General features: G+C 37.7%; 17 protein-coding genes. 6 read left to right on the forward strand and 11 right to left on the reverse strand.

Translation table 11 applies throughout. The annotated features are described in order from the left end of the window. Positions 1-197 precede the first annotated feature (197 nt). From HMPREF9072_RS11125 to HMPREF9072_RS11135, 3 genes are read left to right on the forward strand one after another with little or no spacing between them, the layout of a single operon-like run. Positions 198-1676 (forward strand): YfcC family protein, encoded by a 1479-nt coding sequence (locus HMPREF9072_RS11125; RefSeq protein WP_009411795.1) that lies wholly within the window; start codon positions 198-200, stop codon positions 1674-1676. 12 nt (positions 1677-1688) lie between these two features. Beyond that, positions 1689-2315: a rhomboid family intramembrane serine protease gene (locus HMPREF9072_RS11130; RefSeq protein WP_009411796.1), complete on the forward strand. Its 627-nt coding sequence runs from the start codon at positions 1689-1691 to the stop codon at positions 2313-2315. Between the two features lie 26 nt (positions 2316-2341). Next, on the forward strand, positions 2342-5071 hold the full coding sequence (locus HMPREF9072_RS11135; RefSeq protein ID WP_009411797.1) for a PD-(D/E)XK nuclease family protein: 2730 nt from the start codon (positions 2342-2344) through the stop codon (positions 5069-5071). Positions 5072-5103: 32 nt separating this feature from the next. Here the strand turns inward: HMPREF9072_RS11135 and HMPREF9072_RS11140 are convergent, their stop codons facing one another. The 3 genes from HMPREF9072_RS11140 to HMPREF9072_RS11150 are packed head-to-tail and all read right to left on the reverse strand — an operon-like array spanning position 5104 to position 8278. Then, positions 5104-6324 (reverse strand): aminotransferase class V-fold PLP-dependent enzyme, encoded by a 1221-nt coding sequence (locus HMPREF9072_RS11140; RefSeq protein WP_009411798.1) that lies wholly within the window; start codon positions 6322-6324, stop codon positions 5104-5106. A 34-nt stretch (positions 6325-6358) separates the two neighbouring features. Further along, positions 6359-7957 (reverse strand): bacillithiol biosynthesis cysteine-adding enzyme BshC, encoded by a 1599-nt coding sequence (gene bshC, locus HMPREF9072_RS11145; protein WP_009411799.1) that lies wholly within the window; start codon positions 7955-7957, stop codon positions 6359-6361. 18 nt (positions 7958-7975) lie between these two features. After that, entirely contained in the window at positions 7976-8278 is a 303-nt protein-coding gene (locus HMPREF9072_RS11150; RefSeq protein WP_002671767.1) for a hypothetical protein, read from the reverse strand. A 135-nt stretch (positions 8279-8413) separates the two neighbouring features. Here HMPREF9072_RS11150 and HMPREF9072_RS11155 point away from each other — a divergent pair, with 135 nt between their 5' ends. After that, positions 8414-9148, forward strand: a complete 735-nt coding sequence (locus HMPREF9072_RS11155; RefSeq protein WP_009411800.1) for a 16S rRNA (uracil(1498)-N(3))-methyltransferase — start codon at positions 8414-8416, stop codon at positions 9146-9148. A 172-nt stretch (positions 9149-9320) separates the two neighbouring features. Here the strand turns inward: HMPREF9072_RS11155 and HMPREF9072_RS11160 are convergent, their stop codons facing one another. The 8 genes from HMPREF9072_RS11160 to HMPREF9072_RS11195 form a co-directional block, all read right to left on the reverse strand. Next, entirely contained in the window at positions 9321-12497 is a 3177-nt protein-coding gene (locus HMPREF9072_RS11160; RefSeq protein ID WP_009411801.1) for an efflux RND transporter permease subunit, read from the reverse strand. A gap of 116 nt (positions 12498-12613) precedes the next feature. Then, entirely contained in the window at positions 12614-13144 is a 531-nt protein-coding gene (locus HMPREF9072_RS11165; RefSeq protein ID WP_009411802.1) for a DUF4136 domain-containing protein, read from the reverse strand. A 60-nt stretch (positions 13145-13204) separates the two neighbouring features. Further along, positions 13205-14170, reverse strand: coding sequence for a polyprenyl synthetase family protein (locus HMPREF9072_RS11170; RefSeq protein ID WP_009411803.1), 966 nt, complete (start codon positions 14168-14170; stop codon positions 13205-13207). Positions 14171-14213: 43 nt separating this feature from the next. Continuing rightward, complete coding sequence (gene recN / locus HMPREF9072_RS11175; RefSeq protein WP_009411804.1) at positions 14214-15872, reverse strand: DNA repair protein RecN; 1659 nt, start codon at positions 15870-15872, stop codon at positions 14214-14216. Positions 15873-15877: 5 nt separating this feature from the next. Beyond that, positions 15878-16774 carry a DUF4835 family protein gene (locus HMPREF9072_RS11180; RefSeq protein WP_009411805.1) on the reverse strand — a complete coding sequence of 299 codons (897 nt, stop codon included), beginning with the start codon at positions 16772-16774 and terminating at the stop codon, positions 15878-15880. Positions 16775-16802: 28 nt separating this feature from the next. Then, the gene (gene ribB / locus HMPREF9072_RS11185) at positions 16803-17927 is read right to left on the reverse strand and encodes a 3,4-dihydroxy-2-butanone-4-phosphate synthase (protein ID WP_009411806.1); all 1125 of its coding nucleotides are present in this window, start codon (positions 17925-17927) and stop codon (positions 16803-16805) included. An 83-nt stretch (positions 17928-18010) separates the two neighbouring features. Further along, the gene (locus HMPREF9072_RS11190) at positions 18011-18556 is read right to left on the reverse strand and encodes a hypothetical protein (protein WP_009411807.1); all 546 of its coding nucleotides are present in this window, start codon (positions 18554-18556) and stop codon (positions 18011-18013) included. Further along, the gene (locus HMPREF9072_RS11195; protein ID WP_009411808.1) at positions 18556-20091 is read right to left on the reverse strand and encodes a helicase HerA-like domain-containing protein; all 1536 of its coding nucleotides are present in this window, start codon (positions 20089-20091) and stop codon (positions 18556-18558) included. The genes HMPREF9072_RS11190 and HMPREF9072_RS11195 overlap by 1 nt, the downstream gene beginning before the upstream one ends. A gap of 523 nt (positions 20092-20614) precedes the next feature. Here HMPREF9072_RS11195 and murB point away from each other — a divergent pair. Both murB and HMPREF9072_RS11205 read left to right on the forward strand, forming a co-directional pair. Next, the gene (murB, locus tag HMPREF9072_RS11200; RefSeq protein ID WP_009411809.1) at positions 20615-21598 is read left to right on the forward strand and encodes a UDP-N-acetylmuramate dehydrogenase; all 984 of its coding nucleotides are present in this window, start codon (positions 20615-20617) and stop codon (positions 21596-21598) included. 83 nt (positions 21599-21681) lie between these two features. Beyond that, on the forward strand, positions 21682-22689 hold the full coding sequence (locus HMPREF9072_RS11205; RefSeq protein WP_009411810.1) for an aldose epimerase family protein: 1008 nt from the start codon (positions 21682-21684) through the stop codon (positions 22687-22689). Positions 22690-22764 lie beyond the last annotated feature (75 nt).

Genomic DNA, 22764 nt, shown 5'->3' on the forward strand with positions numbered 1-22764 from the left:
TGAACGAACAAAAGACGAACAATGAACGAACAAAGGATGGGGATAAAGTGAATCTAACGCAAAGATAAGTTGGAGCAAATTTAATGTACTTGGTTCAGAAAAGTATTAAAAATTTGCTCAAATAAAAAAATAAACCATATCTTTGCCTAATGAATATTTGGAGGCAAGTCGATTTTTAATAATCTTGAACAGAACTGATGAAAAAACTCAAATTCCCTACCCCTTACACCGTACTGATGCTGGTGATAGTGTTGGCTGCGAGCCTTACTTTTTTGTTGCCGTCGGGGTCGTATAGCACTTTGCAATATGATAAGCAACAAGACTCTTTTGTGATACACATTGCAAATAATTCTTATACTGTACCTGCTACTCAAGAACAACTTGACGGCTTGGGTATTCATATTCAGTTGAGCAAATTTAAAGATGAAAAAATTAAGAAACCTATTTCGATACCTAATACTTATGTGCAGAGTGTACCTCACCCGCAAGGAGCTAAATCTGTACTTTTTGCACCTATACGAGGAATCTACGACAGTATAGAGGTGATTCTCTTCGTACTCATATTAGGAGGCTTTATAGGGGTGTTCAACAGTTCGGGAGCACTAAATATGGGCGTAGGCTATTTGGCACACCGACTCAAAGGGCGTGAGGGTATCCTTATCATTCTGCTCACTACCTTGTTGGCGCTGGGTGGCACTTCCTTTGGATTAGCCGAAGAGACGCTTGCTTTCTACCCTATGTTAGTGCCTATTTTTTTAGCAGCGGGCTACGACCTAATGGTACCCTTAGCAGTGATTTACATAGGTTCAAATGTAGGCTCTATGGCATCGACTACCAATCCGTTTGCGGTGATTATTGCCTCAGATGCCGCCGGAGTAGATTGGACGTCGGGGCTTAGCATACGTGTGATAGCCTTAGCGGTATGTGTGCTGATAAGTATTATTTATATTATTCGTTATGCCGAAAAAGTACGCAAACACCCCGAAAAGTCAATTGTGTATGGAGTAGTCCTCCCTGAAATCTACAATGCTAATACCCCAGAAAAGACCACTTCCTTAGAGCTTTCTACTAAAATAGAGCTCTTAGTATTTGCGCTCTCGTTTATAGTGATGATTGTAGGTGTATCGCAATGGGAATGGTGGTTTCAAGAGATGACAGCTCTCTTCTTGGTAGCTGCTGTTGTGATTGCTATTTTACAACGTAGTAGTGAACAACAGTTTATCAGTCAGTTTATGGCAGGAGCACGCGATTTGCTGAGCGTAGCCTTCATCATAGGGATAGCCAGAGGGGTATCGTTTATACTGAACGACGGACAAATATCGGGTACGATTTTGCATTATGCCACCGACCTTGTACAAGGAATGTCGCCAATGGTCTTTTTGCCAATGCTGATGTTAGTATTTGGTGTACTGAGTTTATTTATAGCTTCTTCCTCAGGAATGGCGGTACTCACGATGCCTATTATAGGATCACTGGCTTCGGTTGTGGCAGTAGAAGGGCACAGTGTGGTGAGTGCTTATCTTTTTGGAATGGGTATTATGGGGCTTATCACCCCTACGGGACTTATCTTACCTTCACTGGCAATGGTGAATATTAACTACAAACAATGGTTGCAGTTTTGTATGCCATTGGTGATTATCTTTGCAGTAGTACTTACTATCTTATTGTGGATTTAAAATATAAAACTTATGAATATCACTTTTATTATTATTCTTCTTGTGACTATAGCAATGAGTTATTATGGATTTAACAATCCTACTTTTTTCAACCGTTATAAGTTTAATGTAGGAGCAGTGCAAAAGGGCGATTATGTGCGATTGGTATCCTCAGGCTTCTTGCACGCCAACTGGCAACATCTCATTTTTAATATGATTTCACTCTATTTCTTTCAAGATGTGATTATCAAATCTATGGGCAATCTATTATTCTTGTTCATCTATTTTGGCTCAATGCTACTGGGGAGTGTGTTCAGTTTGTACATTTACAAAAAACAGCCCTATTACTCCGCCATAGGGGCTTCGGGAGCTGTATCGGGGATTATCTTTGCAGCTATTGCTCTATATCCTACAGCATTGAGTGTAAACTTCTTGCCAGGGTGGCTCTTTGGAGCATTATACTTTGGGTATTCGGTATTTATGATGTTCAACCCACAACAAGGAGACAATTTAGGACACGCAGCTCATTTAGGTGGGGCACTCTTTGGCTTAGCGGTCGTAATAGTTTATGCCCCTGAAGTAGTGATACACCACGCTTTCTATTTAGGAGTTATGGCATTGCCTTTAGGCTATATGGGAGTGCGGTTGTTGAAAAAATGAGGAAATTAGAGAATTAGCAAATCATTATGAGTTATCTACAAGAAGTTATTACTGATGTTTTAGAAAACTATTCTGATAAGATAGAGCGTCTTGTGTTTGTTACTACGGGTAAACGCCCTGCACTCTTCCTCAAAAAACACTTTGCCGAGCAAGTAAAGCACGCTACTATTGCCCCTGAGTTCATCGGGATAGCCGACCTATTTACGCGTATTTCGGACGTGCAACCTATCAGCAATTTGCCTTTGCTCTTTGAGTTTTACGATTGCTACACAAAAACTTGCAAAGATACCCCCGATAGCTTTGAAGAGTTCCTTAGCTGGGGACAAACGGCTCTCAAAGATTTTAGCGAAATCGACCAGTATTTGGTAAACCCCGATAAGATATTCCCTTATATTCACGCCCTCAAAGAAGTAGAACATTGGTCGGGTATGGACGAGCTTAGCGAGATGCAGAAAAAATATTTGGAGTTTTGGAACACTCTTGGCGATTACTATTTCGCTCTCAACAGCAAACTCACTGAAATGGGTAAAGGCTATGGCGGTTTCATCGCTAAAAAAGCTGTTGAAAAACTCCCCGAATACCTGCAAACACACAGCAATAGCATTCATATATTCGTCGGTTTCAATGCTCTTTCCAAAGCCGAACAACACGTAATTCAATCTATATTAATGGATATAGGCGGTGAAATTTATTGGGACGGTGATACTTATTTTTTAAACAATCCAGCCCACGATGCAGGGTTCTTCTTGCGCAAGTATATAAAAAACTGGCGTTATTACCAAACCCATAAACCTAAGTTTATACAAAGTAACTACGAAAAAGAAAAAGAACTTTATCTTACGGGGGTACCCAAAAGCATCAATCAGGCACATAGTGTAGCCGAACTGCTCAAAAATACCCCTGCCAAAGCATTGGAAAAAACTGCCCTCATCATCGCTGATGAGAATTTGCTCATACCTGTACTGCAAGCTGTACAACCCAAAACAAGTGTGAACATCACTATGGGTTACCCTTTGCAACAAACCCCTCTCAATGACCTTTTTGTTGCCTATTTTCGCTTGCATCTTTCTAAGAGTTTTTACTATAAAGATATACTGAACCTGCTCTCTCAACCTTTCTTACACACCTTGCTAAAAGAAGAAGTGGTGCGCTATATTTCGCAGTATATCAAAACGCACAACCTCACCTATATTACTCGTAAAAAATTATTTGCATCAGTTGATGAAACTGAACACGAGATGCTCTCCTTGCTATTCCCTGAAGCCAAAGGGAAAAAACTCATCACTATCCTTATTGACAATGCTATTACGCTTATTTATCGCCTAAAAGCACAAATCGACCCTAAGAGCAATACTCACCTACTCACTCAAGAGTATGCTTATCGCTTCTTTCAGTTATTCAATCAGTTGAAACAGTTACAAGAGCAGTACAACTATATTGATTCAGTGAAAACGCTTTATCATTTCTATTTAGATGTCTTACAGAAGAGTTCACTCAATTTCCGCGGTGAGCCTTTGGAAGGCTTGCAAGTTATGGGTGTGTTGGAAAGCCGTAGTTTGGATTTTGAGCGCGTGATTATCACTTCGGTAAACGAAGGCGTATTACCCTTAGGCAAAAGCGACAACTCTCTAGTTCCTTACGATGTGAAGTACGAACTGGAATTGCCTACCTACAAAGAACGTGATGCCGTGTATAGTTATAACTTCTACCGTATTTTGCAACGCGCCAAGCAAGTACACTTATTCTACGACACCGAGATGGGTAGCCTGAAAAGCAAGGAGAAAAGTAGGTTTATCCTTCAATTATTAGCTGAGAAAATCCCTATCCACAAGGTAGTGCACCAAATCAAAGCACCTGAGGTATATCCTGCTGTGTTGCGACCTCTTAATATCAAAAAAACGACCGCTGTAATCGATACACTAAAGGCACTTGCCGAGAAAGGCATTTCACCTTCAGCACTAACTACCTATATCCGCAACCCACTCACGTTCTATGAGCAACAAGTACTACAGGTATACGAAGAAAAAGAGGTAGAAGAAATTGTTGAAGCCCGTACTTTTGGAAATATCGTACACGGCACTTTGGAAGATTTGTACACACCTTTCTTAAACGAAATACTCACCGAAGAGCACATCAAAAAAATGCAACCTTTGGTACTCCCTACTATCGAAAAACGCTTTGAAGAAGAGTACAGAAGTACTGATTTTAGGACGGGTAAAAACTGGCTTATTTTCAATGTAATAGAGAAGTATGTACGTAGTTTTTTAACTTTGGAACTCAACGAAATAAAAAGTGGTACCGAAATCATTCCTCTGTATTTAGAACAGAAGATAAAAATACCTTTTCAAGCTTCTCACTTGCCTTTTCTTGTTAATTTCAAAGGGATTATCGACCGGGTGGATAGACGTGACGGAGTGTTGCATATCATTGACTACAAAACAGGAATTGTAGAAGAAACCGATGTGCGTATCAAAGATTGGGAGAATCTTATTACTGACATCAAGTATGGCAAAGCCTTCCAACTCCTCACTTATGCTTATATGATTACCCAGCATTTCAAGATTGATGAACCGATGATAGTTGCCAACCTATCGTTTAAGCGTTTGCAAAAAGGATTCTTGCGTTTTCACACCTATATCGACAAGGTAAAGGACTATGATGTAACCGCTCAAACTCTTGCTTTGTACAGTCAATATGCCGAGCAACTATTGCAAGAAATCTTTGATATAGAGAGACCTTTTTACGAGAAACTATAGTATTTATATCTTATATTCCTTTTGAGTATTTATCAGCTTAACATTTTCTGAGCTTTTTTTACAGCTTCTACAAAGGTATCTATTTCTTCAAAGGTATTGTAAACAGCAAAGCTGGCACGAACTGTACCTGGTATACAGTAGAAGTCCATAATAGGTTGGGCACAATGATGCCCCGTGCGTACAGCAATTCCCAATTGGTCGAGAATTACACCTACATCATAAGGGTGAATGTTTTGTAAGTTAAATGATATAACAGCGGTACGCTTACTCAAATCATCATTACCGTAAAGAGTAATGCCTTCTATATTTTGTAATTTAGCAATAGCATATTCTAATAGTTTGTGTTCGTGTGTAGCAATTGCTTCCATTCCCAATTGCTGTATATAGTCAATTGTAACTCCAAACGCAATACCTCCACAAATATTAGGAGTACCTGCTTCAAACTTATAAGGGAGATCGGCATAAGTACTCTCTTCAAAATGTACTTCTTTTATCATTTCTCCCCCTCCTTGATAAGGAGGTAATTGTAATAGTAATTCTTCTTTACCATACAACACTCCTATCCCCGTAGGTCCATACATTTTATGAGCTGAAACAGCATAGAAATCAACATCGAGAGTTTGCATATCGGGTTGCAAATGTGGGGCTGCTTGTGCTCCATCTACTAATACAACAGCTCCTACGCGGTGTGCTTTTTCTATAATTTCTTCTATAGGGTGAATATTTCCTAGGGCGTTCGATACGTGCTGTACACACACTATCTTCGTACGTTTATTTAGCAGTTGGTTATACACCTCTAAGTCCAAAATTCCTTTCTCATTCATCGGGATTACCTTTAGGGTAGCCCCACTCCGTTGACAAGCTAATTGCCAAGGTACTATATTGCTGTGGTGTTCTGAAGCCGAAATAATTACTTCGTCTCCCTCTTGCATCAGTGTGCCATAACCATTAGCCACTAAATTAATACCGTGTGTAGTTCCCGCAGTAAAAAGAATTTCAGAGCTTTTACGGGCATTAAAGTGGCGTTGTAGTTTCTTCCTCGCTTCTTCATAAGCATCAGTAGCTTCTTGGCTGAGAGTGTGTACTCCACGGTGGATATTAGCGTTTTGGTAACTGTAATAATGCACTATTGCCTCTATCACTTGTGTAGGCGTTTGCGAAGTTGCTCCATTATCAAAATAGATAAGAGGTTTGTTATGAATAGTGCGTGAGAGTATAGGGAAGTCCGTTCTTATTTCAAGAATACTTTTCATTGTTCGTTATTTTGGGTGCAAAGATACAACATTTTCATTGTATTACCACAAACCTAAAATCAAACGGATTAAAGTCTTTTATTAACTCAGGAATGAGTTCTTCTCCTTTCATCAAATAGAAATCTGTGAAGTTAGCAAAACGCTCCTGTAAGGCTCCGTTAGGAAAGAGTTCATTTTGTAAAAAAATAGTCTGTTCCAATTCCTCTGCAAACTTCCTTTTCTGGGCTTTTAAGAGGCGTTTTTCCAGTTTGTCTAACCCTTTCAGTTGTCTTACTTCTTGTGCTTTTACAGCGTTCTCAAAAGTAACATCAGTGTGTTTAGCTAACTCATATAAATGCTCAAACTGCCTGTGTAGTAATTCTTTTTCAGGAGTAAAATCTATAGGAAATTCGCTTAACTGTCTTACTTTCTTGTTTTTTAAATCTTCTGGTTTTAGAAATAAGTCTTCTACTGAAAGTTGTAGTTTTTGTAGTTTTTCAGCTTGTCTTTGCGAAATAAGCATTGCTGAATTGCGCAACATTAGTATCGGGAAGGGTACTTTCTCCTTATTGAAAAAGCCTTTTAATTCCAGCCAATAGGCTATTTCACCGCCTCCACCAATATATGCCAAATTAGGTAATATTACCTCTTGATATAAAGGTCGTAAGATTACATTGGGCGAAAATCGTTCTGGATAGGTGCGTAGTTCCTCTAAAATCCCCTCCTCAGAAAAACGAATATCCGTACCGTGTACCTCAAAGCCGTCCGCAGTGCGCACAAGGCGATGTCGTCCTCCTTCTGTAAGATAAAACATATTCACCTCACGAGGGTTCACTTGCACGGGATAAGAGCTATTTACAGTCTGTAAAGCCTTAATACTTTTAGTAACCTCAGTATGTGCCACACTGTGCAGTAAATCATCGCTTATGTAAGGGATAAATTGTCTTTTTAGGGCTTTATCGTTGCCATCTATTACTACAACTCCGTATGCTTCAAAGAGAGCATTTACTAAGTAACGAGTGGCAGAGGCTAAATCTTTATTTTTTAGATAGCTATCGTGGAAGAGTGTGCGCAAAGTATTAGCATTTTTGCCTAGACCTATGGCTTTGTCAAAAGTCTGAAACACCGCTTCAAGTGTGTCAGTAGCAAAGTTGCCTGTGGCTCCTGTTTGGTCGCTATTCCAGCAAATTGTGCGATTGTTGAAGTGAAAGTGGTTAATCTCCTCAAAATCGTGGTCTTCTGTAGCCATCCAATATACAGGTACAAAGTGCTTATCAGGGTACTTTTCGGCGAGCTGTTTAGCAGTATTAATTACCGAAATTATCTTGAAAATGAAGTAAAGATGTCCTGTAAAAAGACTTAATTGATGTCCCGTAGTGATGGTAAAAGTATTACTTTTGGATAAAAGTTCGATGTTTTTAAGTACTTTCGGAGTAGTTTTTACCTCAGCGTATTGTTCTTTTAAACTACTGACCAAAATATGGCGTTTCTCCTCAGTAAAATCAAGAGCTTTTTCTTCTATTTGCTTTTTAAATTCTAACAATGAAGGGAAATTATGATAAAAAAGACGTAATTTTTTATTCTCACCTACATAATCAGTGATGAGTTTAGAGAAAAAACGAATATCTTGATAAGGAATATAAGCGGTAATCATACGCTTTTTAGTGTTTTATTATTCGTCGTCTAATGAAGAGTCATCAGGTATATCTAAATTGCTTACACTCATATCATCTTCTTCGTTATTCATAAAGTCATCATCTTCGTCGAAGTTTTCCATAGTGTCAGCTAAGCGGGTACTTACTTTCACTAAATATATAGTGTCATCAGTACGGACTTCCAAGGCATCAACTGTTTCATTTTTAGCATTCTTAAAACGAATCACATCTGCATCTGTATACCCTTCGGGGTATTTCTCTACCAACATTGAGAGAATCTCATTAGTTAGTTTGTTGTAGTCTACTATTACACGTTTCATATTAATATTACTTTTCACGGGGCGAAAGTAAGTCAATTTTTATAATTACAAAATAAAAAATCTACTTTTTTTTAATTTGTTGTATCTTTGTCCCGCAATAAAGCCCATTTTTTCTAAGAAAATAAAATTATAAGTATGCAATTATTTTTCCATTCCAGCCTTCATTCAAGTAGCACAAATTGCTTTTTTGATAAGGAAGAAAGCCAACATATAGTAAAAGTACTGCGCAAAAAAGCAGGCGATATACTCCATATTACCAATGGTAAAGGACTTCTTTTTGAAGCAAAATTAGATTTCGCTACACCTAAACAATGTGAGGTGTCTATACTGAAATGTACTCCTCAGCTTCCCCGTCCTTACTACTTACATTTGGTGGTAGCACCTACCAAGATGAATGAACGTTATGAGTGGTTTTTGGAGAAAGCCACCGAAATAGGCGTTGATGAAATTACTCCTATTATCTGTGAACATTCTGAGCGTACCACTATCAAAGTAGAACGTTTTGAAAAGATACTCCTTTCAGCAATGAAACAATCGTTGCAATGCTATTTGCCTAAACTGAATACGCCTATTGCATCAGCTCAGTTTTTTAAAACGATGCTGACAAATAGTTCAGCTAAATATATAGCTCACTGTCAAGAAAATGAAAAGCGCTTGCTCTCTTGCACACTCAAGCCCTTTCCTGAGCGTATTACTGTGCTTATAGGTCCTGAAGGCGATTTCTCTACTAATGAGATAAACACCGCTTTGCAACAAGCATTTGTGCCTATCTCATTAGGAGATACTCGCTTACGCACCGAAACAGCAGCCATAGTAGCGTGTCATACCGTTGCGGTAATAAATGAACTGACTAACATTAGTTCAACTTAATATCCTCTTAGGTCTGTCATTCCTTTGTCTTCTGTTTGTCATTCCTTCGTCATTTGTTCGTCATTCGTTCGTTCGTCTTTTTCCTATCTGCCTATGCGTCTCGCTCTATCTGCCTGTCGTGCTACGACCTCGCACCGTCTAAGAGATAAGTAAAAAATAAGATGAATTATAGTTATACTTCGTGTTCGCCTTTGATGTCTCTGTGCTCGTAATCGGCAATCATCAGTTTTTCGTAATCAGTCTTAGTACCTTTACCGAAACGTCTGCCAATATTGTCAAAAATAAGGTATACCAAAGGCACTACAATAAGTGTTAAGAACAATGAGGAAATAAGTCCACCTATAATTACAATTGCCAAACCATTGTTCACTTCGGCACCTGCTCCATTGGCAATAGCAAGCGGAATCATACCTGCTACCATTGCGATAGTCGTCATCAAGATAGGGCGTAAACGCGCGTGGTTTGCTTGTATTAATGCAGTTACAGTATCTTCCCCTTCTTGCTTGCGGTGGTTAGCGAAGTCTACTAACATAATCGCATTCTTAGCAACCAACCCAATAAGCATAATGATACCTAAAAGAGTAAAGATATTAAGTGACATATTGGCTAATGCCAAAGCTACTAAAGCTCCAATGAACGAAAGCGGTATAGAGAACAATACCACAAAAGGTCGTGAAAAACTGTCGTATAACACTACCATTACCATATAAACTAAGAGAATAGCTGCAAAGAGCGATATAAACAAGGTGCCGAACCCTTCGTCTTGCATCTCTTGGTCACCTGTAAACACAAAGTGTACGTTAGCAGGTTTTTCTAATTGGTCTATCTTAGTTTTCCATTCTGAAACTATAGTACCTGTAGGACGACCTACCGATTGAGCTTTTACGGTTACCGAAGGTGATTTGTCATAACGTTCTAGCTGTGTAGGTCCTGAAGCATAAACAATATTAGCAAATTGTGATAGTTTTACCTGTTGTCCCACTGAGTTGATAAACATCATATTTTCTATATCGTCTATAGACTGACGGCTACCTTCTTCAAACACTATATTAATATTGTATTCTGAATCTCCTGTACGGAATTTACTGTCGTCATTACCATTAAAAGCGGTTCGCATCGTTCCCCCTACAGTAGCAATATTAAGTCCTAACATTGCCATCTTATCGCGGTCTATCTGCACATTTATTTCGGGATTACCAGATTCTGAGGAAAGCTTAATTTCAGTAGCACCTTCAACAGTTTTAAGAAGCTCAGCTGTTTTCTCAGCGTACTGTTGGGCTACTTCCACATTGTCAGAAGTAACTACCAAAGCAATTGGGGATTGTTCAGCTCCCATCAATCCTACCGGTACAGTCTTCACTTTAGCTTCTACTAAATACTGACTTAGTTCACGTTTCAGCTTTGCCGCAATTACGTTAGTCGATTCATTACGTTCTTTTTTATCGATAATAGTAAGTTGTATTTCCGATTTGTAAGGAGTTGCTTGTGAAGCTCCCATACCACTGGTAGACTGTCCTACAGTAGTAATCATACTCTCTACTAAAGGTTTATTGGTACCCTCTACTTTTAAGCTACGAAGATAATTTTCAGCTTTTTGGGTCATAAAGTTAGTCTGCTCTAAGGAAGCATCTTTATTCAATTCAAACTGTACTAAAAACTTTCCTCTATCCATATTAGGCATAAACTCAGATCCGATAAATCCAGTAGGAATCAATGAACAAGAACCTACAAAAAGGAAAAATACCAAAATAATAGTTTTCCATTTATTGGCAAATACCCATACCAATAAGTCAGAGAAGAACTGTGTAAATCGTTTGAGGTATCCTTCAAAGCCTATGGTTAGTTTTCCTAAAAATGAATTGGGATTTGCGTGTTCTAATTTTCCAAACCTAGAGTACAACCAAGGGACTACTGTAAAAGACATCAATAATGAAAGCATTGTAGCAATAGCTACAGTCAAACAGAACTCACGCAATACTTTTACTACAATAGCATTACCTAATGAAATAGGAACGAACACTACAACAATTACTAAGGTAATTGCCATTACAGTAAGCACAATTTCCTTAGAACCATCAAAAGCAGCACGCACTTTATTCTTACCCATTTCCATATGGCGGTGAATGTTTTCCAATACTACAATAGCATCGTCCACCAAGATACCTACCACCATCGAGAGGGCAACAAGGCTCATCAAGTTCAGTGTAAAACCAAAGAAATACATACCTATAAAAGTAGCGATGAGTGAAGTAGGTATAGATACCATTACAATAATAGCATTACGTAGGCTGTGAAGGAAGAAGAACATCACTACTGCTACCAATACAATTGCCAATATCAAATCGGACATTACAGAGTTGGCTGCTTCTAAGGTAAACTCACTAGTATCTTCAGCCAATAGCATCTTTACTCCATCATTTTTATAAGTCTGCTCTACTTGTTCCATCTTCTTGCGTACCAACTCACTCACCGATACAGCATTAGCATCGGTTTGTTTCAATACTTGTAGCAAGAGAGTATTTTCTTGGTCTATACGCGCTATTTTGGTAGCTTCTTCTTCGGTGTCTTGCACATCAGCTACATCCGAAAGTCGTATCTCTACTCCATTCTGTGAAGCAAGTATAAGGTTGCGCAATTGTTCTACATCTTGTAATTTACCAAGCAAACGTATAGAGGTACTATTCTCACGAGTTTTAATTTTACCCGCAGGAATTTCCATATTCGAAGCTGCAATCAATTGTTGTACTTGAGCAATAGAAAGACCATAACCTTCTAACTTCTTAGCATCAATGCTCACGCGTATTTCTCGTTTGCGACCACCTATTATATTCACTTGTGCTACTCCTGGAACACGTGATAACTCTGGCTGTATTTTTTTATCTACCAAATCGTACAATTCTTGTGCCGATAACTTAGAAGTTACCCCAATAGACACAATAGGCAAATCGGAAAGAGAGAATTTACTCAATGATGGTTCTTTAGCATCATCGGGCAAATCAGCTCTTATTGCATTAATTTTGCGCTGTGCCTCATTAAGGGTGTTATCTACATTCGCATCGTTAGTAAGTTGTACTACTACCACCGAAAGGCTTTCATACGAATATGATTGTATCTTTTTGATATTTTCCAAAGCCGAAACGGCATCCTCGATTTTCTTTGTCACGGTGCTCTCAATCTCCGAAGGAGAGGCTCCCGCATACACAGTAGAGATCGTAACTACATTCACTTCAAACTTAGGAATGAGTTCGTAGTTCAATAACTTATACGAATAGAAGCCACCAAGTAGCAACAACAAGAGCATCACAATAAGTACACTGGGACGCTTAATAGAAAGTTTAATTAAATCCATCTTTTGTTTGTTCTAAATCGGGGGCAAAGGTACGATAAAAAACTTAATAAACAAAAAAAGTTTCCATATTTTAGGAAACTTTTATTATGAGTAAGTAATTGAATAATTTGTGAGACTTACTGTTTTGGGGGATATTTTTCTAATATTTTATTTACGAAGTTATTAATAGCTTCTTCTTTGCGTTCCGTTGTTTGAGGTAGGTTACCTATACCTTTACCTTGCCAAATAAGTTCACGTTTATGAGCGTCTATAATTTCAATATAAAGAGAACCTTCTGTACTTCGAGCTACATTATAGGTTGCTCCTCCCCAAAAAGGTCCCCAACCCATTCCCCAGCCCCAATAGTATGGAGAATTGTTATATACATCTACATTTTCTTGTTCACGAGTAAAGATATTTACTAAAACGTCTGGTTTTTCAGAAAGTGTTATTCCTTTAGAAGTTAAATTACGCTCAATAGCTCGTAAAATACGTTTCTTATCTAAATCTGAGATAGGAACTTTATCAATACCTTCTTTAAAGAAAGCAAATGATTTGTATGCAGAAAAATCGGCCTGTTGGTCATAATCTGTAGCTACATATACACTAGCACAAGAACTAAGAACAACAGCCATAATTAGGAGTATAAAAACAGTTGTTTTTTTCATATCATAAGTTATTTAAAAGGTTTTGAAATCTTGTTTTATAAGCACAAAATCTATACCGTTTTATATTTTTCTATCCATTAATTGTAGGGCAAAAGTTCTGAGGTATTCTCGTTCATCATCTCCTATAGTTATTTTCTCTAATATCATAAGAGCTTTTTGAGTATAATTTTCTATCAGCTGGCGAACTGCTTTGTCTGCATTTGTTATCTGAAAAATCTCTCTTACTCTTGCTATTTTATTATCAACTTCATTTAAAGCATATGCTCTCAATAGTTCTTCACGTTGTTTTTCATTGCTTAGTGCTAAAGATTTTAAATAGAGTATAGTTTTCTTATTTTCTATAATATCACCTCCTATTTTTTTACCAAATGAAGCATCTCCAAAAGTATCCAAATAATCATCTTGTAACTGAAAAGCTATTCCTAAATTTAAACCAAAATTGTACATATTAATTTGGTTTTCCTTAGTGGTTTCAGAGATAATACTACCCATTTGTAAGGCAGCTCCTATAAGAACTGAAGTTTTGTATGAAATCATTTGCATATATGCCTCAATACTTACCTCTTGTAGCTTTTCAAAATCCATATCCATTTGCTGTCCTTCACATACTTTAAGGGCTGTTTCACTTAATGTTTTTACTAATTCTTGAAATATTTTTGAAGGATAATCCTCTAATAATTTATAGGCAATGATAAGCATAGCATCTCCTGAAAGTATACCTACATTTGTATCCCATTTTTGATGTACAGTAGGTTTGCCACGCCTTAGAGAAGCATTATCCATAATATCGTCGTGGATAAGTGAAAAGTTGTGAAAAACCTCTATGGCAGTAGCTGCATTAAGTGCTTTACGATAGTCTTTACCAAAAATATCGGTTGCAATAAGGGTAAGTATAGGGCGAATACGCTTTCCCCCTAAGTTAAGAATGTACTGAATGGGTTCATAGAGGTGAATAGGCTCTTTGGGAGTAAAAATTTTTTCTATATGCTGTAAAAAAGCTGTTTTATACTCTTCAATGGGAAGCATAATAATTTATTATTAGTTTAGAAAGTTAATACTTGTCTGTTTTTTATCCTTTTCTTAAAAGCTCTATTGCGTGATTACGAGCTGATTCGCCACTATTTTTTCCTTCAAGCATTTCTGAGAGTTCTGAAATGCGTTCCTGTTCGGTGAGCATTTTAAGATGGGTAGTTGTCTTACCTGTTATATCTTCTTTAAACACTTTAAAATGATAAGCACCCTTAGCAGCTATTTGCGGTAAATGAGTAATGGCAAAAACCTGTCTGTTTTTGCTCATTTGTTTCATTATATCACCCATTTTTTGAGAGATTTCGCCTGATACTCCTGTATCAATTTCGTCGAACATAATAGTAGGGAGTGCTGTATGTGCTGCCATTATAGCTTTTACAGCTAACATTATACGCGACAGTTCTCCTCCTGAAGCTACTTTCTTTAATGGTCCAAAATCTCCTCCTTTATTGGCAGAAAATAAAAATGAGAGCTCATCATTTCCGTTGTTAAAGAAGTGTGAAGTAGGTGTTAGCTTGATATCAAAACGCCCATTGGGCATTCCTAATTCGTGCATAAAGCTCTCTAATTGTTTAGTGAGAGTAGGAACTACTTTTTCACGAGTTTTGTGTAACTCAGTTGCTTTTTTAGAAGTTTCTGCTTGACGTTTTGCAACTAACTCTTGTTGTTCTTTAAGGTCGAAATCTGCGCTTTCAGTTTTAGAAACAGCCTTCTCTAAACGTTCTTGAATACTCATCAACTCTTCAACAGTTGTTACTTTGTGCTTTTGCTGAAGTGAGTAGATTTTATTGAGTTGCTTAGATATTTCCTCTAAATTTTCTGGGTCTGTTTCTATGTTTTCATCAATGTCTGCTACATCTCTACTCAAATCTTCTAAATCTAAGAAAGCCGAGTCAATGCGTTCGTACAATTCGCGGTATTGCTGTTTGTATTCTGTAAGATTTGAAAAAGCGCGACGCAGTTCACGCAAATTATTCAAGATACCTATGTTCTCATCGTTGAGTAAATATAAACTTTCAGCTACACTTTCTTTTATCTCTTCGATGTTAGAGGCTTCTTCATAGCTTTCTTCCAATTCCTCCAAAATGCCTTCTCCTAAAGTAACCGATTTCAGTTCTTTGAGTTGGTGCAGATTGTAATCGTATTCTTTATTAGCTGTCTGTTGGAAATCTATGAGCTCTTGTAGTTTTTTTTGTTCGTTTTTAAGTAGTACTAAAAGACGTTGGTATTCCTCTAATAAAGATTTATTTTCAGCCATTGCATCTATAATTTCAAACTGAAAAGCTGTGTCACTTAAAGAAAGCGTCTGATGCTGAGAATGAATATCTACGAGTACTTCACCTAAACGTGAAAGCACGTCTAATGTTACAGGAGAATCATTGACGAAAGCTCGAGATTTTCCCGAAGGAAGAATTTCACGACGTATAATAGTTTGAGGGTCATAATCTATTTCCAGCTCATTGAAGAGAGATTGAAATTCATAATTTTGCAAAGAAAATTCGGCTTCAATTACACATTTTTCATCTTTATTCCTCAAAGCAGACATATCGGCACGTTTCCCCAATACTAAGGAAAGAGCGTCAAGCATTATAGATTTTCCTGAACCTGTTTCGCCTGTGATAATAATAAAGCCTTTAGGGAAGTCAACTTTTAGGTCATCAATTAATGCATAATTTTTTATAGATAGAGTGTTGAGCATATTCCTTATTTTATTTCATTCCACTTAGTTACTTGGGTGGGAGCTAATTTCATTAAGGCTTCTTTTAGCATTTTGGTATTAAAAATCATTCCACCTGAGTAAATAGAGGCAATTTCATCAGTTTTTGCATTAAAAAACAATATCATTGCATAGGAGCTCAACCGTAGGCTCGGTATTTTTTCAAGTAAAATAATAGCATTCTGGATAGCTTCTTTTCCGCCTTTCTCATTGGTGCTCATTATGTCTAAGCCCAAACGATGGTATTGGTATAAAGCTTTGTGATAATCAGTGTAATTTTCTGAAATGAGCTCATTTATTAACAAGAATCGGTTGTTTTTACCATTATCAGCCCAACCTGTATAACTACTGTTTTGTGCTATATTAGCAATTTGTTGTGCCTTTAAGAAATAAGGTCTCCCTGCATTTTCAGCAAACGTATCAGCATCGAACCCTAATAGCAAATAGGCATAGTAAGCTATTACCGACGTGAGGTTCGACTCAAAGGCATTTTCATTGAAGGTAAGAGGGGCAAACTCTTGATAGTCAAAAGCTACTTCTTTATCTTGCAAGTTAAATACAGGAGATTGATAAGCTGAATTGTATACAGGACGAGAAGATTGCACCAAAAGACTTGCTTCATAGTGCGAATTTTCAAACTTATTAATCACCAGAGTAAAACTACAACGGATACGTTCGTTTTCGCGTACTTTTAAATCTGTCCAACGGGTTTGATTGATAAATTCTTGTAAAGATTTTTCTAAGGTCTTAAAGACTGAGCGATTACTTAAATTTACCTGTTGTGTATTGACCGTTACCACGGCATTCAACTCTTGTGAGAAAGAAAATGAGCTGGCAATTAGGGCTAAAAAGAGTGTTATTTTTCTCATAATGATATGTGTCATATAATTATTTCCTATCTTCCCATTCTAATTAATACGGTATCTCTTCCGTAATTTCAAGACCGTAGCCCGACATTCCTACGTAATTAGACGCATTTTTAGAGTTGGTAAGCAATCGAAGTTTCCTAATACCTAAATCGTTGAGTATTTGAGCTCCCATCCCAATATCTTTGGTATCTTTACCTACTTGAGGAAGAGGGTGCCCTGTTTGGTGTTCTTTGATTTCGGTAATGTGCTGTAACAACGTTTTCGAATAACCCTCTTTATTAATTACTATCACAGCTCCTTTGCCTTCCTCATTAATTTTTCTGAAAATGCGTTCAAGAGGGTTGTCCTTATCTCCTGCTATAACTTCCAGAATATCATTGCTGATAAACGATGAATGAACGCGCGTAAGCACAGGTTCATCTGCTTTCCAATTGCCTTGTGTAAAGGCTAAGTGTATTTGCTTGTTAGTAGTTTGTTCATAAGCGCGCAAGCGGAATTCTCCATAAGGAGTTTGCAACAAGAAATCTTCTTTCTTTATCACAAGCGTATCTTTGCGCATACGATAAGCAATAAGGTCTTCAATAGAAATGATTTTAAGGTCGAATTTCTTAGCCACTTCCACCAACTGAGGTAATCGTGCCATCGTACCATCTTCATTTAAGATTTCTACTAAAATACCCGCAGGTTTTAGTCCCGCAATACGAGTGAGGTCAATAGCTGCTTCTGTGTGTCCTGTACGGCGAAGCACTCCGCCTTCTTTAGCGCGTAAAGGGAATATATGTCCAGGACGCCCTAAGTCGAAAGGAGTGGTCTTTGGGTCTACTAATGCTTGAATAGTTTTTGCCCGGTCGAAAGCTGAAATACCGGTAGTACAACCCTGACCTTTCAAATCTACTGAAACAGTAAACTGAGTTTCGTGTAGTACGGTGTTGTTTTGCACCATCATCGGAAGGTCAAGCTCAGCACAGCGTTTTTCAGTAAGAGGAGCACAGACTAACCCGCGACCGTTGGTAATCATAAAATTAATCATCTCAGGAGTTACCTTTTCAGCAGCAGCAATAAAATCGCCTTCATTTTCACGGTTTTCATCATCTACTACAATAACGACCTTTCCTTTTTTTATATCTTCAACAGCTTCTTCAATGCTGTTTAGTTTGATATTGTTCATCTTTATCAATTGATTTTATACAAAATGAACACGAGTGTATCACTCGTGTTAAAATTATAAATAGTTATTAATCTTCGTTCAATTTAAAAATTAACTGTAATACGAGCGATTTTGGCACTTTCCTCAATATCTCCTTCTGAGATATTATCGGTAAGGTCAAAAGCTGTTTTAAGAGCCGATTTATCAAAAGTAAAGTAGTAATTCTTTCCTTTTGGAGTAACCATTACGCTACTGATAGAGGGCTCAATTTCTAAATCGGGATATTTTTTCTTTACGTCTTTAAAAGTACTCTGTAACGAAATCCCTTTTTCGGTAGCGTATTTATCGCACAATATTAATACACTTTCCACAATTTTGTCCCCCTTATCATTGGTAGTGGGAGTAATTTCAAGAAGCTCTTTACCTTCTTTGTCTAAAATAGTAATGCGCTCAGCACTTGCATAACGCAACTCTCCTTCCATAGTCGAGTTTACTATGGAGTCCTTAGCAAAGATAGAATCTAACTTTTGTATGGGGGTGTCTTTTTGGAGGACTCCTACACTGTTATTAGTGATGAGGAACTCATTCTTTTTATTGTTACACGCCACAATAGTTAAAAGAACAGTAATGATAATAAAGTATTTTTTCATTATTTCTTGATAATTTTATTTAATATTCCTAAAACTCCTCTTACGAACGACGCACTTGTAACCATTTTTATCAAAGGATTAGTACCCGAACGCTTAGTAGTGGTTTTTTGTGTAGTGGGCTTAGGAGCAGAAGCTTTTTCGGCTTCCTTAGCTTCTTTTTGCTTCTCTTCCTCTTTCCGCACGTCCTCTATTTTCTTATTTAAGATTTCATAAGCACTTTCACGGTCGATAACTTCGTTGTATTTGCGCACTAACTCCGAACGCCCTACCAACGCTTCAATTTCACTATCACTAAGAATATCCATTCTACTCATCGGTGCGCGCATCATTGTGTCTACCAATGGGGTAGGTATTCCTTTTTCGTTCAGTACTGTTACGAGTGCTTCTCCTGTTCCTAAGGAAGTAAGCGTATCGGTAGTGTCGTAAAATTCTGATGAAGGATAGTTCTCTGCAATCAGCTTAATGGCTTTACGGTCTTTAGCGGTGAAAGCACGCAGAGCGTGTTGTACCTTCATACCCAGCTGAGAGAGTATCGCATCGGGGATATCGGTAGGGTTTTGAGTGCAGAAAATAAGTCCCACACCTTTTGAACGTATGAGCTTTACAATGTTCTCTAATTGGTTGAGAAGCGTTTTGGAAGCCTCATTGAAAATAAGGTGCGCTTCGTCGATAAAGATAACCAACTTAGGTTTCGACATATCGCCTTCTTCGGGGAAAGTAGTGTAAATTTCAGCCAAAAGACTCAACATAAAGGTCGAGAACATCTTAGGACGGTCTTGAATGTCCGTAAGGCGAATGATGTTTACATAACCTTCGCCCTGTGCATTGGTTCTCATTAAGTCAGCTGGTTCAAAACTGCGCTCGCCGAAGAAAAGTTCAGCACCTTGATGCTCTAATTCCACAATTTTACGCAAGATAGCACTTGTTGAGGACTTAGAAACCGCTCCGTACTCTTTCTCGAAGTCGGTCTTTCCTTCATCAGTGGCATATTGAAGTATTTTCTTTAAATCTTTTAGGTCTAACAAGGGTAGTGCGTGGTCATCGCAGTATTTGAAAACCACTGCCAAAACACCTTCTTGCACATCGCTTAGGTCTAAGATGCGTGAAAGTAACACAGAGCCAAATTCTGATACAGTAGCACGCATACGCACACCCTTTTGCTCCGAAATGGTCAGTAGTTCGGTGGGGAATGCCTGTGGTTGAAAGTCTAAGCCTATCTTACCTAAACGCTCTAAGATAAAAGGCTTTACTTCACCAGATTCAGCAATACCACTGAGGTCGCCTTTCAAGTCCATTAGCAATACAGGAACACCTTTTTTAGAAAGGTTTTCGGCGATAACTTGCAGAGTTTTAGTTTTACCTGTACCCGTAGCTCCTGCGATAAGCCCGTGGCGGTTAAGTGTTTTTAAAGGTAAATTTACCAATACGTTTTCAATAGGTTGCCCTTCGTAGATAGCCCCTCCTAAGGTAATGTAATCACCTTTAAAGGAGTATCCAGCGAGCATTGTTTCTTTAAAAGAATCTATTTTAGCCATTTGTTATTAGTTTTAAACTGTTAGTAGTGTTTTACTTATTCGATAGGTAGTTGGCATTTTCAAGGCACAAAGGTAGAAAAAAAAGTTGAAAACCCAAAATTTATTAGGTAACAAATTTATTTTTAGTGCAATAAAAGGGTTTGTTAATAACTTTATGAGACTTACAGACTAAGAGCAAACAACGGTCTTTCCTTTCGTTTTAAATCGCTTTATTTCCCTCAAAACTACGGTTTTTCATTAACTCTTAACTCCTCATTTTTAATTATTTACATAGCTATTCTATACCAATCTTCCAAGATTCGTATAAGCTTCCTATAAGCTCTCTATAAGCTAACCATACCCTCCTAATAACCTTTTTCCACCAAAATTCCCTTCAACCATCTTCCGAACCTCTCCGTTATCTTCCGTTTCTTCGTGACCCTATCACTAAGCCATCAATCTCCATTTGCTAATTTACTAATTTTTCACATTTGCTAATTCATTTTTTTTACATACCTTTGCACTTGTAAGTAGACCGTAAGTTATGCAAATACCTAACACTTTTAACCTTAAAGTTCAAGCTGAAAAATATATTCCTATCCATAGCGAGAAGGAACTCATCAGTGCGTTACAAGAGTATCACAATCCATTTGTTTTAGGGGGTGGAAGCAATATGCTTCTCACTAAAAATATTACGCAACCTGTGTTTCACATTTTGCTTAAAGACATTAGCACTGTAAAAGAAACTGATGAATACATATGGCTTAAAGCACAAGCAGGAGAGAATTGGCACCAATTTGTGCGTTATACTTTACAACAGGGCTATGGCGGACTTGAAAATCTTTCGCTGATCTACGGCAATGTAGGTACTACTCCTGTACAGAATATAGGGGCTTATGGGGTAGAAATAAAAGATGTGATGGAGAGTTGTGAGACTATTGAGGTTCATACACTGCAAAAACGCATATTTACAAATGCAGAATGTGCTTTTGCTTATCGAGAATCTATTTTTAAGGGGAAAGAGAAGGGCAATTACATCATTACTTCGGTTACTTTTAAACTTACTAAAAAGAACCACCAATTGCACACGCAATACGGAGCTATTCAGCAAGTCCTTTCAGAGCGAGGAATTACCAAACCTACCCCCAAAGAGTTGTCCGATGCGATTATTACCATTCGCGAAAGTAAATTGCCTAACCCTAATGTTTTGGGTAATTGTGGCAGTTTCTTTAAAAATCCAATTATTCTAAAAACTGATTACGAAAAACTACAACAGCAATATCCTGAAATTCCTTGTTATCCAGTAAATGAAACCGAAGTGAAAGTGCCAGCAGGTTGGCTTATAGATCGCTCAGGGCTCAAAGGTTATCGGAAAGGAGATGCAGGAGTGCACAAGCATCAAGCATTGGTATTGGTGAATTATGGTGAAGCTACAGGTGAAGAAATTTTAGCGGTGGCTAATTATGTAAAAGCTCAAGTGCAAGAAAAGTTTGGTATTGCCTTGGAGTTTGAAGTGAATATATTTTAATGGATATACTTTATTTACATACAACTCAATTCAACTCTTGATTCACATTATTTCAATATCTTTATCTAAAAAAATAATTATTGATGAAAAAAGAATATCATAAAGAAAAATTACAAACTATTGTACTTTCTAATAAGGGAGGTATGGAAGTAACCGTACTTAATTTTGGTGGTGTGATTAGCTCTATTAAAGTGCCTATAAAGGGGAAAAAAGTAGAGTGTGTATTGGGATTCGACACGTTTGAAGAGTACGTAAGTGAGGCTTACCGCAAAGAGTATCCGTATCTTGGTGCGATTATAGGGCGTAACGCAGGGCGTATAAAGTATGGAAAAGCTATTATTGATGGCAAGGAAATACAATTGAACTGCAATTTAGGAGAAAATCAAATACACGGAGGCTCAGTAGGCTTTGATAGTGTCTTTTGGGACGTAGTGACAGTAAATAGGGGAGAAGATAATTCTTCAGTAACCTTACAATATGTTTCTAAAGATGGCGAAGAGGGTTATCCAGGTGAGGTAACGGTGCGTGTAACTTATACGCTTACTTCCGATAACCGTTTGCGTATTGATTATCACGGCATCACCGATGCACCTACTATTTTAAATCTCACTCAGCATACGTATTTTAACCTCAATGAAAGCAATACCGATGTGCTTAACAATACCTTACAAATAAAAGCCGATAAGTACGTACCGTTAGAAGAAGGATTCTTTACCCCTACAGGTGAACGCCCTCCTGTGGCTGGCACACGTTTGGATTACCGAAAAGGGCAAAAGGTATATGCTCATACTGATAATTCGTTTGTACGTGAGATTACCCCTGAGGAAGTAATGGCTACACTTACTAACGGAGAAGGTTCATTGGCAATGGAAGTGCGTACCAATCACCCTGTGTTACATATCTATGCAGGATATTATTTACCTGAGTTGCAACCACCTCATCGCAAAACTATAGGGCAAAGCAGAGGGATTTGTTTTGAAGCACAAGGTTATGCCGATGCTACTAAACATCCACAGTTCGATAATGTAGTGTTAAGACCTAAAGAAGAATACAATTTTTTTACCGAATTTAAGTTTATACACCTTTCGTAGAAGGAATATAAGATACATAGAAGCATAAAAAAAGAGTCTGATATACAGACTCTTTTTTATGCTATTACCATTTAA

It is taken from the genome of Capnocytophaga sp. oral taxon 324 str. F0483 (genome assembly GCF_000318315.2).
GTDB classification, from domain to species: domain Bacteria; phylum Bacteroidota; class Bacteroidia; order Flavobacteriales; family Flavobacteriaceae; genus Capnocytophaga; species Capnocytophaga ochracea.

Excerpts from the sequence above, each read along its gene's own strand:
- HMPREF9072_RS11190 (WP_009411807.1), bottom strand. The coding sequence starts at position 18,556 with ATGAAAAAATACTTTATTATCATTACTGTTCTTTTAACTATTGTGGCG.
- HMPREF9072_RS11165 (WP_009411802.1), bottom strand. The coding sequence starts at position 13,144 with ATGAAAAAAACAACTGTTTTTATACTCCTAATTATGGCTGTTGTTCTT.
- HMPREF9072_RS11130 (WP_009411796.1), top strand. The coding sequence starts at position 1,689 with ATGAATATCACTTTTATTATTATTCTTCTTGTGACTATAGCAATGAGT.
- HMPREF9072_RS11155 (WP_009411800.1), top strand. The coding sequence starts at position 8,414 with ATGCAATTATTTTTCCATTCCAGCCTTCATTCAAGTAGCACAAATTGC.
- bshC (WP_009411799.1), bottom strand. The coding sequence starts at position 7,957 with ATGATTACCGCTTATATTCCTTATCAAGATATTCGTTTTTTCTCTAAA.
- murB (WP_009411809.1), top strand. The coding sequence starts at position 20,615 with ATGCAAATACCTAACACTTTTAACCTTAAAGTTCAAGCTGAAAAATAT.
- ribB (WP_009411806.1), bottom strand. The coding sequence starts at position 17,927 with ATGAACAATATCAAACTAAACAGCATTGAAGAAGCTGTTGAAGATATA.
- HMPREF9072_RS11205 (WP_009411810.1), top strand. The coding sequence starts at position 21,682 with ATGAAAAAAGAATATCATAAAGAAAAATTACAAACTATTGTACTTTCT.
- HMPREF9072_RS11135 (WP_009411797.1), top strand. The coding sequence starts at position 2,342 with ATGAGTTATCTACAAGAAGTTATTACTGATGTTTTAGAAAACTATTCT.
- HMPREF9072_RS11180 (WP_009411805.1), bottom strand. The coding sequence starts at position 16,774 with ATGACACATATCATTATGAGAAAAATAACACTCTTTTTAGCCCTAATT.
- HMPREF9072_RS11195 (WP_009411808.1), bottom strand. The coding sequence starts at position 20,091 with ATGGCTAAAATAGATTCTTTTAAAGAAACAATGCTCGCTGGATACTCC.
- HMPREF9072_RS11160 (WP_009411801.1), bottom strand. The coding sequence starts at position 12,497 with ATGGATTTAATTAAACTTTCTATTAAGCGTCCCAGTGTACTTATTGTG.
- HMPREF9072_RS11140 (WP_009411798.1), bottom strand. The coding sequence starts at position 6,324 with ATGAAAAGTATTCTTGAAATAAGAACGGACTTCCCTATACTCTCACGC.
- HMPREF9072_RS11170 (WP_009411803.1), bottom strand. The coding sequence starts at position 14,170 with ATGCTTCCCATTGAAGAGTATAAAACAGCTTTTTTACAGCATATAGAA.
- HMPREF9072_RS11125 (WP_009411795.1), top strand. The coding sequence starts at position 198 with ATGAAAAAACTCAAATTCCCTACCCCTTACACCGTACTGATGCTGGTG.
- recN (WP_009411804.1), bottom strand. The coding sequence starts at position 15,872 with ATGCTCAACACTCTATCTATAAAAAATTATGCATTAATTGATGACCTA.
- HMPREF9072_RS11150 (WP_002671767.1), bottom strand. The coding sequence starts at position 8,278 with ATGAAACGTGTAATAGTAGACTACAACAAACTAACTAATGAGATTCTC.